18 protein-coding genes are annotated in these 17,902 nt (G+C 57.8%); 10 read left to right on the top strand and 8 right to left on the bottom strand.

What is annotated here, in order from left to right; translation table 11 throughout:
* Positions 1-12: 12 nt before the first annotated feature.
* The 4 genes from AC2FIB_RS04700 to AC2FIB_RS04685 all read right to left on the bottom strand — a co-directional run bounded on the left by AC2FIB_RS04700 (position 13) and on the right by AC2FIB_RS04685 (position 4,206).
* On the bottom strand, positions 13-702 hold the full coding sequence (locus tag AC2FIB_RS04700) for an HdaA/DnaA family protein (RefSeq protein ID WP_472723227.1): 690 nt from the start codon (positions 700-702) through the stop codon (positions 13-15).
* Between the two features lies 1 nt (position 703).
* Entirely contained in the window at positions 704-1,777 is a 1,074-nt protein-coding gene (locus AC2FIB_RS04695; RefSeq protein WP_058276846.1) for an AI-2E family transporter, read from the bottom strand.
* A 90-nt stretch (positions 1,778-1,867) separates the two neighbouring features.
* Positions 1,868-2,842, bottom strand: a complete 975-nt coding sequence (locus AC2FIB_RS04690) for an isopenicillin N synthase family dioxygenase (RefSeq protein ID WP_496734083.1) — start codon at positions 2,840-2,842, stop codon at positions 1,868-1,870.
* On the bottom strand, positions 2,842-4,206 hold the full coding sequence (locus AC2FIB_RS04685) for an FAD-dependent oxidoreductase (protein WP_496734085.1): 1,365 nt from the start codon (positions 4,204-4,206) through the stop codon (positions 2,842-2,844). The genes AC2FIB_RS04690 and AC2FIB_RS04685 overlap by 1 nt, the downstream gene beginning before the upstream one ends.
* 168 nt (positions 4,207-4,374) lie before the next feature.
* Here AC2FIB_RS04685 and proS point away from each other — a divergent pair, with 168 nt between their 5' ends.
* Both proS and AC2FIB_RS04675 read left to right on the top strand, forming a co-directional pair.
* On the top strand, positions 4,375-5,715 hold the full coding sequence (gene proS, locus AC2FIB_RS04680; protein ID WP_058276849.1) for a proline--tRNA ligase: 1,341 nt from the start codon (positions 4,375-4,377) through the stop codon (positions 5,713-5,715).
* A complete protein-coding gene (locus AC2FIB_RS04675) occupies positions 5,699-6,592 on the top strand; it encodes a glycosyltransferase family 2 protein (RefSeq protein ID WP_496734086.1) in 894 nt (297 codons plus the stop codon). The genes proS and AC2FIB_RS04675 overlap by 17 nt, the downstream gene beginning before the upstream one ends.
* Before the next feature lie 5 nt (positions 6,593-6,597).
* Here the strand turns inward: AC2FIB_RS04675 and AC2FIB_RS04670 are convergent, their stop codons facing one another.
* Positions 6,598-6,948: a hypothetical protein gene (locus AC2FIB_RS04670; RefSeq protein ID WP_496734088.1), complete on the bottom strand. Its 351-nt coding sequence runs from the start codon at positions 6,946-6,948 to the stop codon at positions 6,598-6,600.
* 337 nt (positions 6,949-7,285) lie between these two features.
* Here AC2FIB_RS04670 and AC2FIB_RS04665 point away from each other — a divergent pair, with 337 nt between their 5' ends.
* From AC2FIB_RS04665 to AC2FIB_RS04655, 3 genes are all read left to right on the top strand, one after another.
* On the top strand, positions 7,286-8,272 hold the full coding sequence (locus AC2FIB_RS04665; protein WP_496734090.1) for a DUF6492 family protein: 987 nt from the start codon (positions 7,286-7,288) through the stop codon (positions 8,270-8,272).
* A gap of 64 nt (positions 8,273-8,336) precedes the next feature.
* Complete coding sequence (locus AC2FIB_RS04660) at positions 8,337-9,632, top strand: lipoprotein-releasing ABC transporter permease subunit (protein WP_496734092.1); 1,296 nt, start codon at positions 8,337-8,339, stop codon at positions 9,630-9,632.
* On the top strand, positions 9,625-10,311 hold the full coding sequence (locus tag AC2FIB_RS04655; RefSeq protein ID WP_496734094.1) for an ABC transporter ATP-binding protein: 687 nt from the start codon (positions 9,625-9,627) through the stop codon (positions 10,309-10,311). Before AC2FIB_RS04660 ends, AC2FIB_RS04655 begins: the two co-directional genes overlap by 8 nt.
* Here the strand turns inward: AC2FIB_RS04655 and AC2FIB_RS04650 are convergent.
* Positions 10,295-10,732 carry a DMT family transporter gene (locus tag AC2FIB_RS04650; protein WP_058275676.1) on the bottom strand — a complete coding sequence of 146 codons (438 nt, stop codon included), beginning with the start codon at positions 10,730-10,732 and terminating at the stop codon, positions 10,295-10,297. The genes AC2FIB_RS04655 and AC2FIB_RS04650 overlap by 17 nt on opposite strands.
* A 92-nt stretch (positions 10,733-10,824) precedes the next feature.
* Here AC2FIB_RS04650 and AC2FIB_RS04645 point away from each other — a divergent pair, with 92 nt between their 5' ends.
* Complete coding sequence (locus tag AC2FIB_RS04645; protein ID WP_496734096.1) at positions 10,825-11,223, top strand: c-type cytochrome; 399 nt, start codon at positions 10,825-10,827, stop codon at positions 11,221-11,223.
* Positions 11,224-11,226: 3 nt separating this feature from the next.
* Here the strand turns inward: AC2FIB_RS04645 and AC2FIB_RS04640 are convergent, their stop codons facing one another.
* Together AC2FIB_RS04640 and AC2FIB_RS04635 are read right to left on the bottom strand one after the other, a co-directional pair.
* Positions 11,227-11,919 (bottom strand): hypothetical protein, encoded by a 693-nt coding sequence (locus tag AC2FIB_RS04640; RefSeq protein WP_496734097.1) that lies wholly within the window; start codon positions 11,917-11,919, stop codon positions 11,227-11,229.
* A 41-nt stretch (positions 11,920-11,960) separates the two neighbouring features.
* Positions 11,961-12,623: a DNA-3-methyladenine glycosylase I gene (locus tag AC2FIB_RS04635; protein WP_496734099.1), complete on the bottom strand. Its 663-nt coding sequence runs from the start codon at positions 12,621-12,623 to the stop codon at positions 11,961-11,963.
* A 415-nt stretch (positions 12,624-13,038) separates the two neighbouring features.
* On the opposite strand from AC2FIB_RS04635, the gene AC2FIB_RS04630 reads away from it, so the two are divergent.
* From AC2FIB_RS04630 to AC2FIB_RS04615, 4 genes are all read left to right on the top strand, one after another.
* Complete coding sequence (locus AC2FIB_RS04630) at positions 13,039-13,989, top strand: ABC transporter substrate-binding protein (RefSeq protein WP_496734100.1); 951 nt, start codon at positions 13,039-13,041, stop codon at positions 13,987-13,989.
* Positions 13,990-13,999: 10 nt separating this feature from the next.
* Positions 14,000-15,049, top strand: a complete 1,050-nt coding sequence (locus AC2FIB_RS04625; RefSeq protein WP_496734102.1) for a quaternary amine ABC transporter ATP-binding protein — start codon at positions 14,000-14,002, stop codon at positions 15,047-15,049.
* Positions 15,046-17,112 carry an ABC transporter permease gene (locus AC2FIB_RS04620; protein WP_496734107.1) on the top strand — a complete coding sequence of 689 codons (2,067 nt, stop codon included), beginning with the start codon at positions 15,046-15,048 and terminating at the stop codon, positions 17,110-17,112. The genes AC2FIB_RS04625 and AC2FIB_RS04620 overlap by 4 nt, the downstream gene beginning before the upstream one ends.
* A gap of 108 nt (positions 17,113-17,220) precedes the next feature.
* Complete coding sequence (locus AC2FIB_RS04615) at positions 17,221-17,886, top strand: NnrU family protein (RefSeq protein WP_496841781.1); 666 nt, start codon at positions 17,221-17,223, stop codon at positions 17,884-17,886.
* Positions 17,887-17,902: the final 16 nt, after the last annotated feature.

The raw sequence follows: 17,902 nt of genomic DNA, 5'->3' as shown, positions 1-17,902 counted from the left end.
ACCCGGCGTGGGTCAATTCCCAGATTGGATATCATCCAAATCTGCGCTCAAAACACGCACCGCCAAGGCGCGGGTAATGTCGCGCTTTTCCGATAGCGCAAGCTGGTCCAGTTGCGCCACCACACTGGCGGCAGTTTCAAAGCGCCGGTCCATATGTTTGACCAGATAGGCGATGACTTCGGGGCTGGGGTTCAACTGCCGATCCACGAACAGCTTGGCCAGTACCGCGCCCAGCAATGCGTCATCCGGCGGGTCAAGCGCTACGTGATGCGCGCCCTCGATCCGGCTTTGGAGATCGGGCAGCGGAAGTTGCCAGAAATTAGGGGCCAGCCGTCCAGTCATGAGAAGGGCGTTGCCTTCGGCCAACACAAGATTGTGCAGGTGAAACAGCGTTTTTTGTTGTTCTAAGTCGTCCGCGATCATTGGGACGTCTTCGACCGCGACAGGCGCGCGTGCCAGATCCGGCACGTCTTCGTGACGCACATCCGCGGCCTGAATTATCCGACCACCGGTTTCCGCCGCCCAGACATGTGCCAGATGGGTTTTGCCTGCACCCGCAGGGCCGCTCAGGACCAGTTTGTTGCCGGGCCAGGACGTGGCCGAGATCATTGCAACCGCAAGTGCATTCGCGGGAGAGACGAAAAAATCCTCACGCCCCAGCGCGGTTTTGGCCGGAAGATCAAAGCTTAGCTGAAGGGCCATCTTAGAGGTCTTCCTGATCCGCGCTTTCGAGGCCGGTATATAGACGGCTGCCCAGATAGACCGATGTTGCGTACCGCGCCAGCACGCCCAGTGCGGCAGCAACAGGCACAGCGATCAGCATTCCGACAAAGCCGAACAAGGCGCCGAATACTGACAGCGCCAGCAGCAACCATACTGGGTGCAAACCCACTGAGCTACCTACCAGCTTTGGCGTCAGGAAATTGCCTTCGGTTACCTGACCCAGCGCAAAGATTCCGGCGACCAGACCGATCTGCGCCCAATCCCCCCAGAACTGGAACAGCGCCAGACCGATGGCCAGCGTTCCGCCGATCAGGGCGCCGAGGTAGGGAATGAATGTGACCAGACCCGCGATGAAACCGACGATCAGTCCGAACTGCAGGCCGACCGCCATCAGCGCCACGGCATAATAGGTGCCAAGGATCAGGCAGACCGTGCCCATGCCGCGAACGAATGAGGCCAGAACCGCGTCAATTTCACCGGCCAGGCGTTTGATCGTGGGGGCGTGATCGCGAGGCAGCAGATCCCCGATCCGGGCGATCATGCGGTCCCAGTCCAGCAGCATGTAGACAGCCACAACCGGAACAATAACCAACAGAACCACGACGTTGATCGCTGAACCCAATGAGGCAGCGACGGATTGCAAGACATCGCCTGTTTTTGATTTCAGCGTTTCGCCCAGTGAGACGAGGAATTGGTGCGAATTGGATTCGCGGTCCAGAAGGGACGGGAACTGTTGTTCGATGAAGCTGCGCAGCTGTTGGAACAGGCTTGGCATAACTTCGACCAACTCGATCAACTGGGTAATCAGCGCGGGAACAACCATCAGGATTGCCAGAGCAAAGCCCAGAATGCCAACAACTGTGATGATCGCAGTGGCTGCCATGCGCGACAGGCCCAGATTTTCAAGACGATCTGCAATCGGGTCAAGGAAATAGGCGATTGCACCGCCAATCACAAAGGGTAGCAAAACGTCTCCAAGTGCCCATAGGCAAAGCACAAAAATGGCAGCCGCGACGCCCCAATACCTGAGTTGATCCTTTACCGGCAAGGCCATGCTTGTCCCCTTGTTTTTGGCTCTTACCGGTGTTCTTGGCTTAACCGGTCCCGCGATGCAAGCGGTTCATGCCTTGGGGATTTCCAGGAATTATGAGTCCAGCGTTCCGAGCTCGGGCGTATCAGCCGTGGCGGTTTCATCGGGCCAGTTTGTGCGCCATATTTCTGCGGACCAATGCCCGCAGTGAACCGCAGGGCGATCAAAGCCGGGCAGCGGCGGTAACAGTGGCTCGACGATCACGTCGTGACGCGGAACCGCGAAATAAGGGAAGGAATAGCGTTCTTTGCCAGATTTGTTGACCACCCGATGCGGCGTTGATTTCAACCGTCCACCCGACCACAGCTCAAGCATGTCGCCGATATTCACGATAAACCCGCCGGGTGGGCAATCCGGGGTGATCCATCCGCCATCGCGGGTCTGCACTTCTAGCCCGCCAACGGGGTCGGGGGCGATAATCGTCAGGGCATCCGTGTCCTTGTGGGGATGAATGCCAAAGCCTTCCTCATCCGGTGCCTGCGGCGGATAGTGCAACAGCGTCATGTTTGTCATGGGGGTGGCAAAGGCCGCTATCAGGACGTTGGGCTTCAGAGCCAGACCGATTTCAAGCGCGCCCAGCAGCAGTTCGGCTACGTGGTCCAGTTGCGACCAATACTCCAATATCACTTCCCGCGCGCCCTGTACTTCAGCTGGCCAGAGGTTCGGGCCATAAAGCGCACAGTCATCACGAACCGGGTGGTCCTCGGAAACTTCGAAATGAAGCTTGTAACCTTCGTATTTGTCCGCCTTGCCCGAGCCATCATTGGGCGTGAAGAAACCCATGGGGATATATCCGCGATAATTGTTGCGGGTGATGGCCTGATCCCACTTGCTCTGTTCATCGATGCCAAAGATTGCGCGCGTCTTGGCACGGACCTGATTAACGGTGTCAGGCGAAACCCCAGTGCCTGTGATGGAGAGAAAGCCGATGTCGGTACAGGCGTCCAATATCCGCTGAACGGTTGCGTCATGGTCCGGATGGGCCGTGTCCTTCAGCGGAGAGATGTCGATCGTCGGGATTGATTGCATCAGTGAATCCTCACGCCTTGCCGATCCAGCTCGGTGTGAACGGGGGCGAGGTTCATCTCGTGCAGACCCTGATTGCTTTTTAGCGACAAGGCTGCAGCAACTCCCGCACCCTGACCCATGACCGCGCAACAAGCCATGTTGCGGGTTGCAGCGTGGGCAACTTTGTCCGCACCATGCGAGCGGCCCGCAACCAAGAGGCCTTTGACGCCTTTGGGCAGCATCGAGCGATAGGGAACCTGCATATATCGCCCGGTAGTCGGAAGGATGAGGATGCCATAGCCATCAATGAATTCAGGGTAGATGCCGATCGTGTCCTCAAACCGGCCCTGATGGCGGGCGTCATCTTCAGTCATGTTATAGACTGCGTCGATCTTCCGCGTGTCGCGAATGCCGATGGTCATCCCAAAATTGCGCAGCCGCGCGTTCTCACACCCCGGCATAAAGCGACGAAGCGCCTCGATTGCCAGCATGGATTGGCGGCGGCCTTCAATCTCGCCCTTTGTCAGACTGTCGGGGTCGGTCCCGTCGATTTCGCCCAGATGTATGAGGTTCATGTAAGTGAGCTCGCCCGTGTCGTGCATTGCACCCCATGTGCCCGCGATGGTGTTCAGATGCGGCGGGATCAGGCCCTGATCGATGGCCTGTTGGAATGGTTTGTGGACGAAGGGCGAAAACATGTCGTCTTCTTTGCCGCTCGTCTCGATATTCCACTCGCCACCGCCGCCCCAGTCTTTGTAGGTTTGGGGGTCGGCCTTGACGCCCTCCATGAAGGCGCGTTTGTCGACACCGGCCAGATGGAACATGACCGAGGCGGCCATCATGTCTTCGCGGGCGGTCTTGTACGTCGGCGCGCCTGCGCGGTGGGCAACATCGGCGTCGCCGGTGGCGTCGATCACAACCTTGGCCAGAATCGCTTCGCGCCCAGCTTTGGATTCAGTGATGATGCCGGTGATCCGGTCACCTTCCATGATCGGAGCGACGAATTGCCGGTGCAGCATCGGATGAACGCCTGCCTCTTCAACCAGCTTGTCGGCCACTAGCTTGAAACCCTCGCTGTCCAACTCATAGCTCAGCGACTGGCTCTCTGGTACGGCCGCCCCCATGTCCTTGGCGCGGGTCTCGAACTCCATGCCGATTCCACCAGCTTCGACCGTCTGTTCATGGCGATACCAGGCGAAGCCCTCAACGCCCACGGCGGTGATGTTGCCACCCATGCAGCCGAAGCGGTCGACCAGCGACACCTCGACCCCGGCCCGAGCGGCGGCCAGCGCGGCGGCCAGCCCTGCCGGTCCTGACCCGACCACAAGAACGTCTGTCTGATGAACAACCGGTATTTGACGCGCGGGTTCCTGAATGGTTTGCATGGGTGCCCCCTGGAATTGGTATTTCAGTCACAATTGAAAACCCTGACTGGCGGGTCAATCAAAAAACCGACTGGCCCGAGGTCGCAAATTAACCAATGCATGATTGCCCCCGGCGGGGCTTTGGAATAAGCAACTTTGAAGTCCAAATTCACCTTTAAAGGTTCACCAATGCGCCTCAGCCGTTACTTTCTGCCCGTTCTCAAGGAAAACCCCTCCGAGGCCCAGATCGTCAGCCACCGGCTGATGCTGCGCGCCGGGATGATCAAGCAAGCTGCTGCCGGAATATATTCATGGTTGCCGCTGGGTTTCAAAGTGCTGCGTAAGCTGGAAAACATCATCCATGAAGAGCAGGCACGCGCTGGCCACATCGCGATCCAGATGCCCATCATCCAGTCGGCGGACCTGTGGCGCGAATCCGGGCGTTATGATGACTACGGTCAGGAAATGCTGCGCATGAAAGACCGGCATGACCGGGATATGCTGTTCACACCGACTGCCGAAGAACTGGTCACCGACATCTTCCGCGGTCATGTGAGCAGCTACAAAGACTTGCCGCTGACGCTGTACCAAATCCAGTGGAAGTTCCGCGACGAAATCCGCCCCCGTTTCGGCGTAATGCGTGGCCGCGAATTCTATATGAAAGACGGTTACAATTTCGACCTGACCAAAGAAGACTCGCTGCACGCCTATAACCGCCATCTGGTCACCTATCTGCGCACGTACGAGCGCATGGGTCTGCAAGCCATCCCGATGCGTGCCGATTCCGGCCCTATCGGTGGCGACAACACGCACGAGTTCCTCGTTCTGGCCGACACCGGTGAATCTGAGGTGTTCTATGACAGTGCAGTCACCGACCTGACCTTTGGTGATCGTCAGATCGACTATGACAGCCACGAGCAGTGTCAGGCCATTCTCGAAGAGTTCACCTCGAAATACGCGCGCACGGATGAAACCCATGACGAGGCGCTGTTCAATCAGGTCCCCGAAGAGCGTCGCCGCGTGGCGCGCGGGATCGAGGTTGGTCAGATCTTCTACTTCGGCACCAAGTATTCCGAAGCCATGGGCGCAACTGTTCAAGGCCCCGATGGAAAGCCGGTTCCTGTTCACATGGGCAGCCACGGTATCGGCGTCAGCCGCCTGATCGGCGCGATCATCGAGGCCAGCCATGACGACAAGGGCATCATCTGGCCTGAAGGCGTGACTCCCTTCCATTGCGGTATCGTCAACCTGAAGCAGGGTGATGACGAGGCCGACGCCGCCTGTAACAAGATCTACGGCGCGCTGACTGCGCTGGGCCTCGACCCGTTGTATGATGACCGAAAGGAACGGGCAGGGGGCAAGTTTGCCACCATGGACCTGATTGGTCTGCCCTGGCGTATCACCGTTGGTCCGCGCGGTCTGAAAAACGGAGTGGTTGAACTGACCTGTCGCCGTACAGGCGAAAGCGAGGAGATGTCCCCCGAAGCCGCCGTAACCAAGATCGCCGAGATCTATGAGCGCATCGCCTGATACCTCAGACACGCCGCTGATCTCGGTCATCACCGCGACCTATGACCTGCTATCGCAAGGACGGCAGGACGGTTTTCGCGAGGTGATTGAGTGCATGGCTCGTCAGAATTGCGACCGGGCTGAGCATATAATTCAGGATGGGGCCTCGACCGATGGTACGGTCGAGGTTTTACAGGACCTGACTGCGGACGCAGCTCGCACCCGGCTGATAAGCGAACCGGATGCCGGTTTGTATGACGCGATGAACAAGGGCGCGAAGGCCGCGCGTGGGGAATATCTGTTGTTTCTGAACTCGGATGACTCGCTGGCATCCGACGACATTTTGAACATCGTCGCTGATCGGCTTGAAGCGACACAGCCGGCTTTCCTGTTCGGCTCGACCCTGCGCCGGTTCGAGGATGGGTCGGAAAGCCGAGAGAAACGGATGTCGTTGACTGCGATTCTGCAGCGGATGCCGTTCTGTCATAACTCTGTGTTGCTGAAGCGGGATGTGTTTTTGGTGCTGGGCGGACATGACACGCAGTTTAGCGTCGCGGCCGATTACGATCTGATGTTACGCCTTTTGACCGAAGGGTATCAGGGCGAGCGCATTGACGACCCGATATCCATGTTCTGGGGCAGGGGCGCTACGAGTGACGATGCCGCAACCGCGGAAGACTACGCCCGTGTCTGGATGAATTACTACGGCGGGTACAAGTCGGCCGATGGCCTGACACAATCCGATTTCGCTCGATATTACCAACGCGGTCACATGCCCGCGGCGCTGATCCTTGAGCGCTTGTTAAAGCCCGGCACGTCGGATGCCATCAAAGCCGCCGCGCGCCATAGTCTGTGGAAGACGACGCGCCGATCCGTTCAGTTCTGGCGCAGCTTTTAGGCGCGTCAGGCTGTCGGTCGGGCAGTCAGAACATCTCCGTCTGCCTCATGGCCCCGTGCGACAACGACTGGACGGCCCAGCCGTCGCACCAGATCCCTGAATTCAAGACCCAGGAAACGCAGACCGCAAACCCGGTCTCCGGTGGTTTGATCGGTTAGGCACATCCGTCCATCCCGGAAGACCAGGCGATACCCCTTGTCGTTCAGGATGTCGGTCAAACCAGCCCAGCTTGCAGCGCTGGCAAAGATCGGAAGGATCGTTGCACGCAGAAGAACTGCGGATTCACAATCCAATTCTGTCGATGTTTGTCGGACCAAAAATGTGTCCGATTGTTCAGTTTCAATTCGAATACTCATGAGCGACCCCCGCTCTAAAAAATTGTTTTCCCCCACAATCAGGGTGACAAAGTTTCCAAAAATAAGCAAAACGCGAAATAAAATTGCGATAAAAATGTTGCATTTTGAGGTCAGTTTACCTCGCATGCTCACATTGACTTCATACCTGAAACAATATCGGGCTGTCTGTGAAGAGCGTCACAACCAGCGGTATATTTTAGCGGCGAATGATCTCCTTGAGTTCGAGTGACCGTTCGACCGGTGGCTCTATTGACTCGCATTTTCGAGGCTTTGAGAGTGAATTTGACCGCGCCGAAATTGCTGATAAACCGAGCAAAACGATAAAAGGGCCCGCGCTGTGCTGAGTTTCGCGACCGTCGTGTATTCCAGGGACTTTCCCCTGCTTGAACTTCAGGCGCTGTCTTTTGCCCATTTTGTCGATCCGGACATGGTTTCGTCGATTCACGTGATCATGAATGACTGCGACGAAGATACGCTCAGGGCAAAAATCGAACCCCTTTTGGCTTCATACGGCCCACTGCGATCCAAGGTTCAGGTCCTGGGCGGCGATGACCTGTTGTTGCAGCGCGGTCAGTACGCGCGGCGATCCTTGTCGGATCGGATCCTGATCGAAAACCGGTTTCGTATTCCCGGCATTCGCAGGCAGGGGTGGCGCGGGTCCAACGGGTATCGCAGTCAGCAAGTTCTGAAGCTGGGCGCCGCGCGCGTTGCTTCGTCCGAGAACATGGTTATCCTAGACAACAAGAACGTCTTTCTGCGCAGCTTTGACCCGACTGAGTTCTTTGCTGACAATGGTGCGGCGCGTATCGCTTTCATCGACGTCCAAAGCGATTACCACCGCAATTGGCTGGTCGAGAGCCTTGATGCACTGGGCGCGTCAGGTACCGACCTCAACGGGTTAAGGACCACGACATTTGCGACCCCTTTCGCGATGCGCCGATCCTTGGCCTTGGCGCTGTTGGACGAGATCAATGATCGCTACGGTTCGGTGCAGGCGTTGTTTGGATCGCGCAGGCGACCGTCCGAGTTTATGTTGCTGAATGCGTTCTGCCTCAAATCGCCGAATGGCTATGCACCGTGGTTCGAGGACCACGCGCAATGCAATATCGGGCTCTGGCCGACCTATTCGCCCGAAGAGATGGCATCGCAGTTGGCGATGCTGGATGATCCCGCTGCATTGACGTTGGGTCTGCATAACCGCGCCTTGTCGCTGTTGCCCGGCGATCTGCGGGATCGTGTGTTTTCCGAGTTGGAAGACAGGGGTATTTGTACCCGACCGCGCGCCGAAGAGGTGCTAAACCGCGCGGCAACGCTGACCGGCTGACAACCGGCTTGACCATCCGGTGAAATGCCGAAAGGGTCGCGACAACAAAATAACCGGAGCAGGCATGGCCAGAACACCCCCGCCCTTTGCCCCATTTGAGTGGAAAATCGCGTGGCGTTACCTGCGCGCGCGCCGTGCCGAAGGTGGCGTGAGCGTTATGACTTGGATTTCCCTGATCGGGATCACGCTGGCCGTCTTTGCCCTGATTGCCACTCTGGCCGTCCGTTCTGGATTTCGGTCCGAATTCGTTGGCACGATTCTGGGCGCAAACGCCCATGTGACTGTGTACTCCGCCGGAGAGTTTGATGCGCAGGGGCGCGTTGACCGCACAATCGCGGAATATGAAGAGATGACCAGCCGGATCGCGCAGGTTCCGGGCGTGGAACGCGCGGCCCCGCTGGTCAAAGGGCAGGTCCTGATTACCAATCGCGATCGCAGCAGCGGGGTCGAGGTCTTTGGTATCCGCCCCGACGACTTGCGCGATCTGCCCGGCGTCGCGCAAAGCGAACAGGCTGTCGGTGATCTGACCCAGTTTCAAGACGGTGAGGATGTGATTGCCATTGGGTCCGGTGTGGCGCGCAGCATCGGAGCGACGGTTGGTGACACGGTCAAACTGACCTCACCCAATGGGGTGAAAACCGCCTTTGGGACGTCTCCGCGCGTGAACGCTTATCAGGTGGTCTATGTGTTCTCGGCCGGGCGGTATGACATCGACCGCACCCGCGTTTATATGCCGTTCACGCAAGCTCAGAGCTTTTTCAACCGCGACGGTGTGGCCGACGAGATCGAAGTGATGGTCGAACGGCCCGAGGAAATGACCCCGGTTCTGATTCCCATCCTCGAGGCAGCAGGCGGGCGCAGCCAGATCTGGACGTGGCAGGATGCTTCGGGCGGATTTCTGCGTGCGCTTGAGGTCGAGGACAACGTGATGTTTATCATCCTGTCGATCCTCGTCTTGATTGCGGCAATGAATATCGTGTCGGGCTTGATCATGCTGGTGAAAAACAAGGGGCGCGATATTGGCATCCTGCGCACCATTGGCCTGAGCGAAGGGTCGATCCTGCGGGTCTTTTTTATCTGTGGTGCGTTCACTGGCATCATCGGCACCGTTATGGGCGTGATCCTCGGTTGTCTGTTTGCCATCTATATCGACCCGATTTTCTCTTTCGTGAACTACGTCATGGGCGGCGGCGTCTGGGATCCGTCCATTCGCGGCATCTATTCCTTACCCGCCGAGTTGAACCTTTCAGATGTTCTCAAGGCGATTGGGCTGTCGTTGGGGCTGTCGTTCATCGTCACCTATTTCCCGGCCCGCCGCGCGGCGCGGCTGAACCCGGTTGAGGCGCTGCGCTATGAATGATCTGACGATGCGGTTGAACGGTCTAACCAAAACCTACCTCAAGGGCACTCCGGGCGAGGTTCAGGTGCTGCGCGGTGTCGATCTGGAATTGCGCGCAGGTGAGGCTGTGGCTTTGGTCGCGCCATCTGGCGCAGGCAAATCGACACTGTTGCACATTGCCGGACTACTGGACAAACCAGATGAAGGATCGGTCGAGATCGCTGGCCAGAATGTAGCGGGCAGGGGGGATCGAACCCGTACAGCGCTTAGACGACAGGACGTTGGGTTCGTGTACCAGTTCCATCATTTGTTGCCCGAGTTTACCGCGCTAGAAAACATCACCCTGCCGCAACTGGCTAACGGTGTATCCGAGAAGGCCGCACAGGACAGAGCGATGGCCTTGCTGGACCGCGTTGGAGTGGCGGCACGTGCAAAACACCGCCCCGCCGCCCTGTCAGGGGGCGAGCAGCAGCGTGTTGCGTTTTGCCGGGCCCTGGCGAACAAACCACGCGTTTTGCTGGCGGATGAACCGACCGGTAACCTGGATCCCGAAACCTCGGATCAGGTATTTGCTGCTTTGATGTCGCTGGTCCGGGATGAAGGGCTTTCAGCGCTGATTGCCACGCATAACATGGATCTGGCCGCGCGGATGGACCGAAAACTGCGGCTGGAGGCGGGTGTTCTTAAGCCAGTTGAGTGATGGCGACACCGGCCGCCATCACAGCTATGCCCCCGGCCCGTATCCATGTCAGCGGCGTGACCTGAGCACCAAACAGGCCAAAATGATCGATGGCCGCCGTGCTGATCAGCTGTCCCAGCAGAACAAAGAACACTGCGTTGCCGACCCCGAAATGGGGGGCGACATGCGTGATCGACAGAACATAAAACGCAATCAAAACACCGGCCAGCAACAAGTGTTTCGGGGCTTGGGCCACTTTGGATAGCGCTTCCATTCCTGGAAACAGCAGCATGACCAGGGCTGACGCCACGAACGCGATGGCAAACAGGACTACGCCGGCGGTTGTCGGGGACCCGATCAGCTTGCCCAGTGCGGCATTCAAAGCCGCCAGAATCGGAACGCCGATCCCGGCCGCCAGCATAATGGCTGCGTATTGTGTCATTGCCCGTATCCTCCCGCTTCGTTGATCTGGATCATTGCGCCAAGCCGCCCGGCGGGCAAGCCTGCAAATGTCAATCTTGACAGGAGGATGCGATGATCAGACCGATGTTCAGGGCCGTTTGTGCGAGTGTTGCTGTGTTGGCGTCTCAGGCTATGGCGCAGAACGTTGAAACCGGTGCCGAACTCTATCAGCATTATTGCGCGACTTGTCATGGGATCGATGCGACCGGGCAGGGGCCAATGGCTGGTGTTTTGGTGATCCAGCCGACTGATCTGACACAACTGGCATCCGGGGATGGAATGTTCCCAACAGCCCGCGTTGTGGCGCGTATCGACGGGCGTGATCCCTTGGTAAGTCATGGCAGCCCGATGCCGGTTTACGGTCCCTATTTCGACGGGCAGGATACCACGATGAAAACCCCAGACGGTCAGCCTATCCTGACCAGTCAGTCGATTGTGGATCTGGTGGCATATCTGGAGACGCTGCAATAAGGCTTAGCCTTCGCGGCAAATCCCTTCGACCTTCGCTCCGCTCCACGGAATGACAACGGCACGCTCGCGCTGCGCGCCAGGCAGCGGTGACAAGTCGAAATGCGCGCCCAACATGTCATGCAAGCGCTGGGTCCGCGGTGCAGTAGGGTCCAATGAGCGGCAGCAGACGTATTCCTCGACGATCGCCCCCTGTTGTTCGAATCCATAGGATAGAAAATCCGGCGATGTCTGCAGGTCGAACAAGTACGGGTCCTTGCTTCCGCCATGTTCGGCGGCCGCACGCAGGGGGTGGTAACCAGTGGACTGGCGGTTCTGCCATTGCCAGACGTGGGTCAGCTCGTGTGCAAGCAACATCCCGGCAATCAAGTCCATCTGTTCCGGGAAGTCGGACATATAGTCCTCAAGGTACCAGTCCTTGTTAAAATAGACCTTGTTGAACAACGCAACAGCGGCGGGTTTCGCCGTGACGACACCTTCTTCGGTTGGTGGCAGGATACGTTCCCGACAGGCCAAGCGCGGCCGGTCCTTGCGGTAAAACGTGATCGGCGTTACCGGCGCACCTTCGACAAGTCGCACGCGATCCAAATCCAGCGTGTCGCCTTGAACGGCACTTGCAAATGCGCGTTCCTGATCCGTCAAAGGGCGACCACAGGCAGCAAGCAAAATTAATAGCGTCATCAAAATACGAAAGGCCATAATCAAAGCCTAATGCGAAGTGCCCGCGCTGCAACCCGTTTTCACAGGCTCATTGCCAAAACCCTGCTGATTTCGGTCAGCGATCGGCCGGATTGTTTCATCCATGTATTAAAGGCCTCTTGCACCGCAGCCATCGCCTTTTTTGATGTTGGGGCCTTGTCGACCACGCCTTCGGCAATCAATCGCGCGGTGACGTCTTGCGAGAGGATAAAGCTGTCGCGCCCTGCAAATCGCATGGCGTATTGGGCCGAAGCCCCGCCCAGACGCGACCCTCGCTTGCCCAGCATCGCTAGCAGCCCGGCAAAGTCGTCCGATGGCCAACCCCCAAGAACCTGACCCGCACCGCCTTCGTCACGAAGCTCCAGCAAAAATGCGGCATTGTCACGAACGGTCGCGATCTTGGTTCCGTTGCGCACAATGCGGGTATCCTGCAGCAAGGCGTCGAATTTCTCATCGTCCATGAAGGCGCAGCGTCCGACATCGAAACCGTCAAAGGCGATTTCAAACCCGTCCCACTTGTTTTCGATGACCTTCCAGTTGAACCCCGCCTGAAAGATGGATTTGGTGATAATCGAAAGCCAGCGATCTTCCGGCATCTCAGCAAGCTCGGCCAGACTTTTGGGTTTGCTCAACTTTTCATTCAACGCATCCGGGCCACCATGGCGATTGGCAGCCATTACAAAAATTTCATCGAAGTGATGCATCAATCATGTCCTCCACCGATAAAGTTGCTTGTTGATCGCTTCGTCGCAAGGTCTCAAAGAGAGTGATTTTTTGGACATTAGGTGCGTCTGAGATCAAAAAATGCAAAAAAATTGAACATCGGGAAAAGAAATACTCGACAAAACAGGGGATTCGGGTTTGTGATTGACTCGTCAATCAAATACCTGCGCCAAATATTTGTGTTAAACAAAAACGCGCGCGATCAGTACAACGCAGCGGGTGGGGACTTGCAACTTAGTACAAGGCGAAAAATTCCGCCTTTGTTCAAAGTGTTCACTTCCCTTTTGCGGCTAATTTTGTGCATGTTGCGACATGGTATTGTCGTCTGTTCAACCTTCCGGCGCGCACCTGTGCGCTGAGGTGGACGAAAAACAAAAAAAGACAGGGAGAATGTCGATGAAAAAACTCAGTGTCAGCCTGTTGGCTATGATGGTAGCCGGTTCCGCTTACGCCGCCGATATAGGGGCCGTGGACGAGCCGATCAAACTGGCGATCAACGAATGGACCGGTCAGCACGTAACGACCCAAGTAGCGGGCGAGATGCTGAAAGCCGCAGGTTACAACGTCGAATATGTGACCGCTGGTATGATGAACCAGTTCCAGGCAATCGCGGATGGCGACATCACTGCGACGCTGGAAATCTGGTCGTCCAACGTCTCGGACGAATATGCCAAGAAAATTGACGAAGGTACCGTCGTCGAGATCGGCGATCTGGGCCTGGATGCCAAGGAAGGCATCGCTTATCCGGCGCACGTGGCCGATCTGTGCCCCGGTCTGCCGGCGTGGGAAGCGCTGAAGGATTGCGCGCAGGTTTTCGCAACCGCTGAAACTCTGCCCGGTGGTCGCCTGGTCGACTATCCTGCTGATTGGGGTACGCCCGGCGCCGACCGTATGACCGGTCTTGAGCTGCCGTTCAAAGCTGTGCCTGCCGGTTCCGAAGGTGCTCTGATCGCAGAATTGCGCGCCTCGACCGAGCGCAAGTCGCCGCTGCTGATCACTTTTTGGCAGCCGCATTGGGCGATGTCGGCCTATGACGTTCAGTTCGTTGAATTGCCTGCCGGTGAAGAAGCCTGCTTTAACGATCCGGCATGGGGACCGAACCCGAACGCCGTGAACGACTGCGATTTCTCGCCCTCGCGCATCTTCAAAGCCAGCTGGAACGGGATGGAAGAAAAATGGCCCGCGGCCTATGAAATCCTGTCCAACTATCAATTGGCGGTCGAGGACCAGCAGCCGATGATGGGCGCGATCGACGTTGACGGCGGTAAAGTCGAAGAAGTTGTCGCCGATTGGATGGCTGCGAACGAAGACAAATGGCGTCCGGTTGTTGACGCGGCAACGCAGTGAGTTCGCATAAGTGACTGACGCGAATACGCCAGCCATTACCTGCCAGAATCTCTGGCAGGTTTTTGGTCAAGGCGCAGACAAAGCCCTGACCGACGCGCTGTCTCGGTCAGGGAATGATGCAGACCAAGCCGCCGCCGATCTGCGCGAACACGGGTTCATCCCGGCCGTTCAGGACGCAAATTTTGAAGTCAAAGAGGGCGAGCTGTTCGTCATCATGGGCCTGTCTGGGTCGGGCAAGTCCACACTGATCCGCTGTATCTCGCAATTGTTGCCGGGCACGGGGGGCGAAATCCGTGTCGACGGCGAAAACGTCATCGGTGCGTCGAAGAAAGCGCTGACCGAATTGCGGCGCAAGAAGTTGGGCATGGTGTTCCAGCATTTTGGCCTGTTTCCACACATGACCGTGGCAGATAACGTGGCTTATCCGCTGCGCGTATCGGGCGTCGACAAAAAGGAACGAATGGCTCGCGCGCAAGAGGTCATCACTTTGGTCGGATTGGAGGGGCGCGAGGACAGCTACCCGCGTCAGCTTTCCGGTGGTCAGCGTCAGCGCGTGGGAATTGCACGGTCTTTGGCGGTGAACCCGGACATCTGGTTTCTGGACGAGCCGTTCTCGGCCCTCGACCCGCTGATCCGCCGACAGCTGCAGGACGAATTCTTGCGCATTCAGGCGACGCTGAAGAAATCCATCGTCTTTATTACTCACGATATTCAAGAGGCGCTGAAATTGGCTGACCGAATTGCCATCATGCGCGACGGCAAGATCGTTCAGATCGGCACGCCGACGGATATCGTATTGCGTCCGGTTGACGACTACGTGCGCGAATTCTCGAAAGACGTGGCAAAAGGTCAGCACGCCAAGGTTGCCTCGGTCATGCGGGACGAGTCTGAACGTGGCCCGGATGATCCTGGCCTGACAACCTCGATGACGCTAGACGCCGCGTTGGCGCATTGCATGGAGCTTTATGAGCCCGTTCCTGTGCGAGATGAAAACGGCAATATTGTTGGCACGGTTCATCCTTCTGATCTTGCCGCCGCCCTTCAGGTGGATGAGACATGACTGCCGTGTCAGACATCCCCAGCAACAGCGCGATCCAATTGACGGTTGGCGCGAAGGCGGCATTAATCACAGTCGTTGTCGGCGCGATTTGCCTTGCGTTGGAGGGTCTTGCGCCTTGGTTGGTCAAATGGCCTACCGCCTGGGAATTGCCCGCGACTGAGTGGGTTGGCGCGTTTTTGGACTGGTTTCTGAACGGCATCAAACCAGCGATGCGGTTGTTTTCCGATTTGATGGCATATCCCATGAACGGGGCCAATTTCGTATTAGGTAATACACCATGGCCCATCCTCATCGGTCTGGTAACGGCATTGGGCTGGTTCCTGGGCGGATTGCCCATGGCGGCGTTGGGTTTCTTTGGGCTGTGTTTCGTGCTGGCCTCGGGCTATTGGGCGGAGAGCATGAATACGCTGGCTCTGGTTGCTGTTTCGGTTCCTGTCGCGCTGATCGTGGGTGGTGCCATCGGCATTCTTGCCAACGAAGTGCCGCGCGTGAAGTCCTTTGTTCAGGCGGTGCTGGACGTAATGCAGACGGTTCCGACATTTGCCTATTTGACCCCGCTGTTGCTGTTGTTCGGCTTTGGTCCGGTCGTAGGGCTGATCGCGTCGGCCATTTATGCGGCCCCGCCAATGGCGCGCAACGTGATGCTGGGTCTGGAACGGGTCGAGCCCGAAATCAAAGAGGCCGCCATTATGTCCGGCGGCACGCGGTTTCAGCAGTTGTTTCAGGTCGAAATCCCCGCAGCGGCGACGCAGATCATGGTGGGCGTAAACCAATGCCTGATGGCTGCCCTTTCGATGGTCATCATCGCCGCCGTTATCGGCGGGTTCAACGACATCGGCTGGGAAGTCCTTCTGACCATGCGCAAGGCGCAGTTTGGTGAGTCGCTGATGGCCGGTCTCGTCATCGTGGTCTTTGCCGTGGTGATCGACCGGATGAGCGGCACGCTGGCGACAGAGCGTAAGCGCTATGATCAACGCGTTATCTGGGCGGTGTTGGGCTTTTCAGCCCTGTTCACAGCCGCCTTCTGGGCATGGCTGCCGAACCCGTCCGAACTGACCCTGCTGGACCCGATGGCCGAGGCTGTCGATAGCGGCCTGACCGCGTTCACGCAAGCGAACGGTCCTTGGCTGGATGCGCTCAAGAACAACTCATTGTTCTATGTCCTGTTGCCACTGCGGATCGGTCTGGATCAGGCGGTTTTGCCCTTCACATGGGGGTTCCAATGGACGGCTGGGATGAGCTTTGGCCTTTTCGCCGTCGGCGCGGTCATCGCCGCACTGATGGCATGGCGCGGTCACCTGACAGGCGGTTTGGTCGTGCTGATCTTGATCGGTATGTTGGAAACCGGCATCGCAAACCTTCCATGGCCCTTCGTCCTGACCGGGGCGGCTGCGCTCAGCTATGTCGCGGGGGGCTGGCGTCTGGCGGCGCTTTCGGTGGGGTTGCTGTGCACCATCCTTGTTTCCGGTCTTTGGGAGCGCGCGTTGCTGTCGCTTTACCTCAGCGGGGCTGCGGTGTTTTCCTGCGCCGTCGCAGGCGGCTTGATCGGACTGGCCAGCGCGGTATGGGCGCCGGTCTGGAAGGTCGTTCGTCCAATTTGCGACATGCTGCAGACGATCCCGCTGTTCGTTTTCCTGATCCCGGTGCTGATGGTGTTCCAGATTGGCGAGTTCTCGGCCTTTCTGGCGATCTGTGCCTACGCCATCGTCCCGATGATCCGCTACACGCGTCACGGGCTGGTCAACACTCCGGAAGAGATGATGGAGGCCGCAATCTCGAGCGGTGCGACCGAGTGGCAGATCATGCGGGATGTGCGCGCGCCATATGCTGCGCCGACGATCCTGCTGGGGCTGAACCAGACCATCCTTTATGCCTTTGCAATGCTGGTGATCGCGGCGCTGATCGGGACCACCGGTCTGGGGCAGTCGATCTATCTTGCACTGGGGCAAGCGGATGTGGGTCTGGGCATCTCGGCCGGTGCTGCTATGGCGATTCTGGCGCTTGTTGCCGACCGTATCGTACAGGGCTTTGCCGAAGAACGGCGCAAAGCGCTGGGGCTGTAAATTGGGGCAGGGGCGGCGCGTCCGCCCCTTTTGCCCTGCACTTGATCTTAGACAAAGACCGGACAGGGTTCGGGACGTAGACCGCGCGTAACACGTTCGGAGAATACTATGACCGGTTGGGCCTTCTTCCTCGCAGCACTGATTACCTTTCTTCTCAGCCACGCCATCCCGGTGAGGCCGGGTGTTCGCAGTCGGCTGATCGAAACATTAGGGCGCAAGAGATATTTTGCGGCATATTCTGCACTTTCCTTTCTGGTGCTGGCATGGCTGATCGTCGCCGCAGCGCAAGCGCCATATGTTGAGGTCATCCCGCCGCTTACCATCTTTCGCTGGGCGCCACTCTTGGTGATGCCAATCGTGTGCTGGCTGGCTGTCGCGGGCATATCGATCCAAAACCCGTTCTCATTTGGCGGGATGGGGCATCGTACATTCGATCCCGAAAAACCGGGCATCCTGCGGTCCACGCGCCACCCTGTTCTTGCGGCTTTGATGCTGTGGGCAGGGGCTCATCTGCTGGCCAATGGCAGCCTGTCTCACGTGATCCTGTTCGGGCTTTTTGCAGGCTTTTCGGCATTCGGCATGGTTCTGATCGACCGCCGGAAACAACGCGAATTGGGTATAGAATGGATCCGGCTGTCCCGCAACACGGCCCGCCTATCGCTGCGCGTACCACAACCGTGGCCGCGCCCTTGGGTCTGGCTGGTTGCAATTGCGATCTTCATGGCATTGCTTCATTTGCACGCGCCTGTGATCGGATTATCGCCACTGCCGTGATCCAAGAGAGTGGTCG

The organism is Ruegeria sp. YTSA072 (assembly GCF_059610285.1).
The sequence above is the reverse complement of the archived record's forward strand: the minus strand, read 5'-3'. Positions and strand labels throughout refer to the sequence as shown.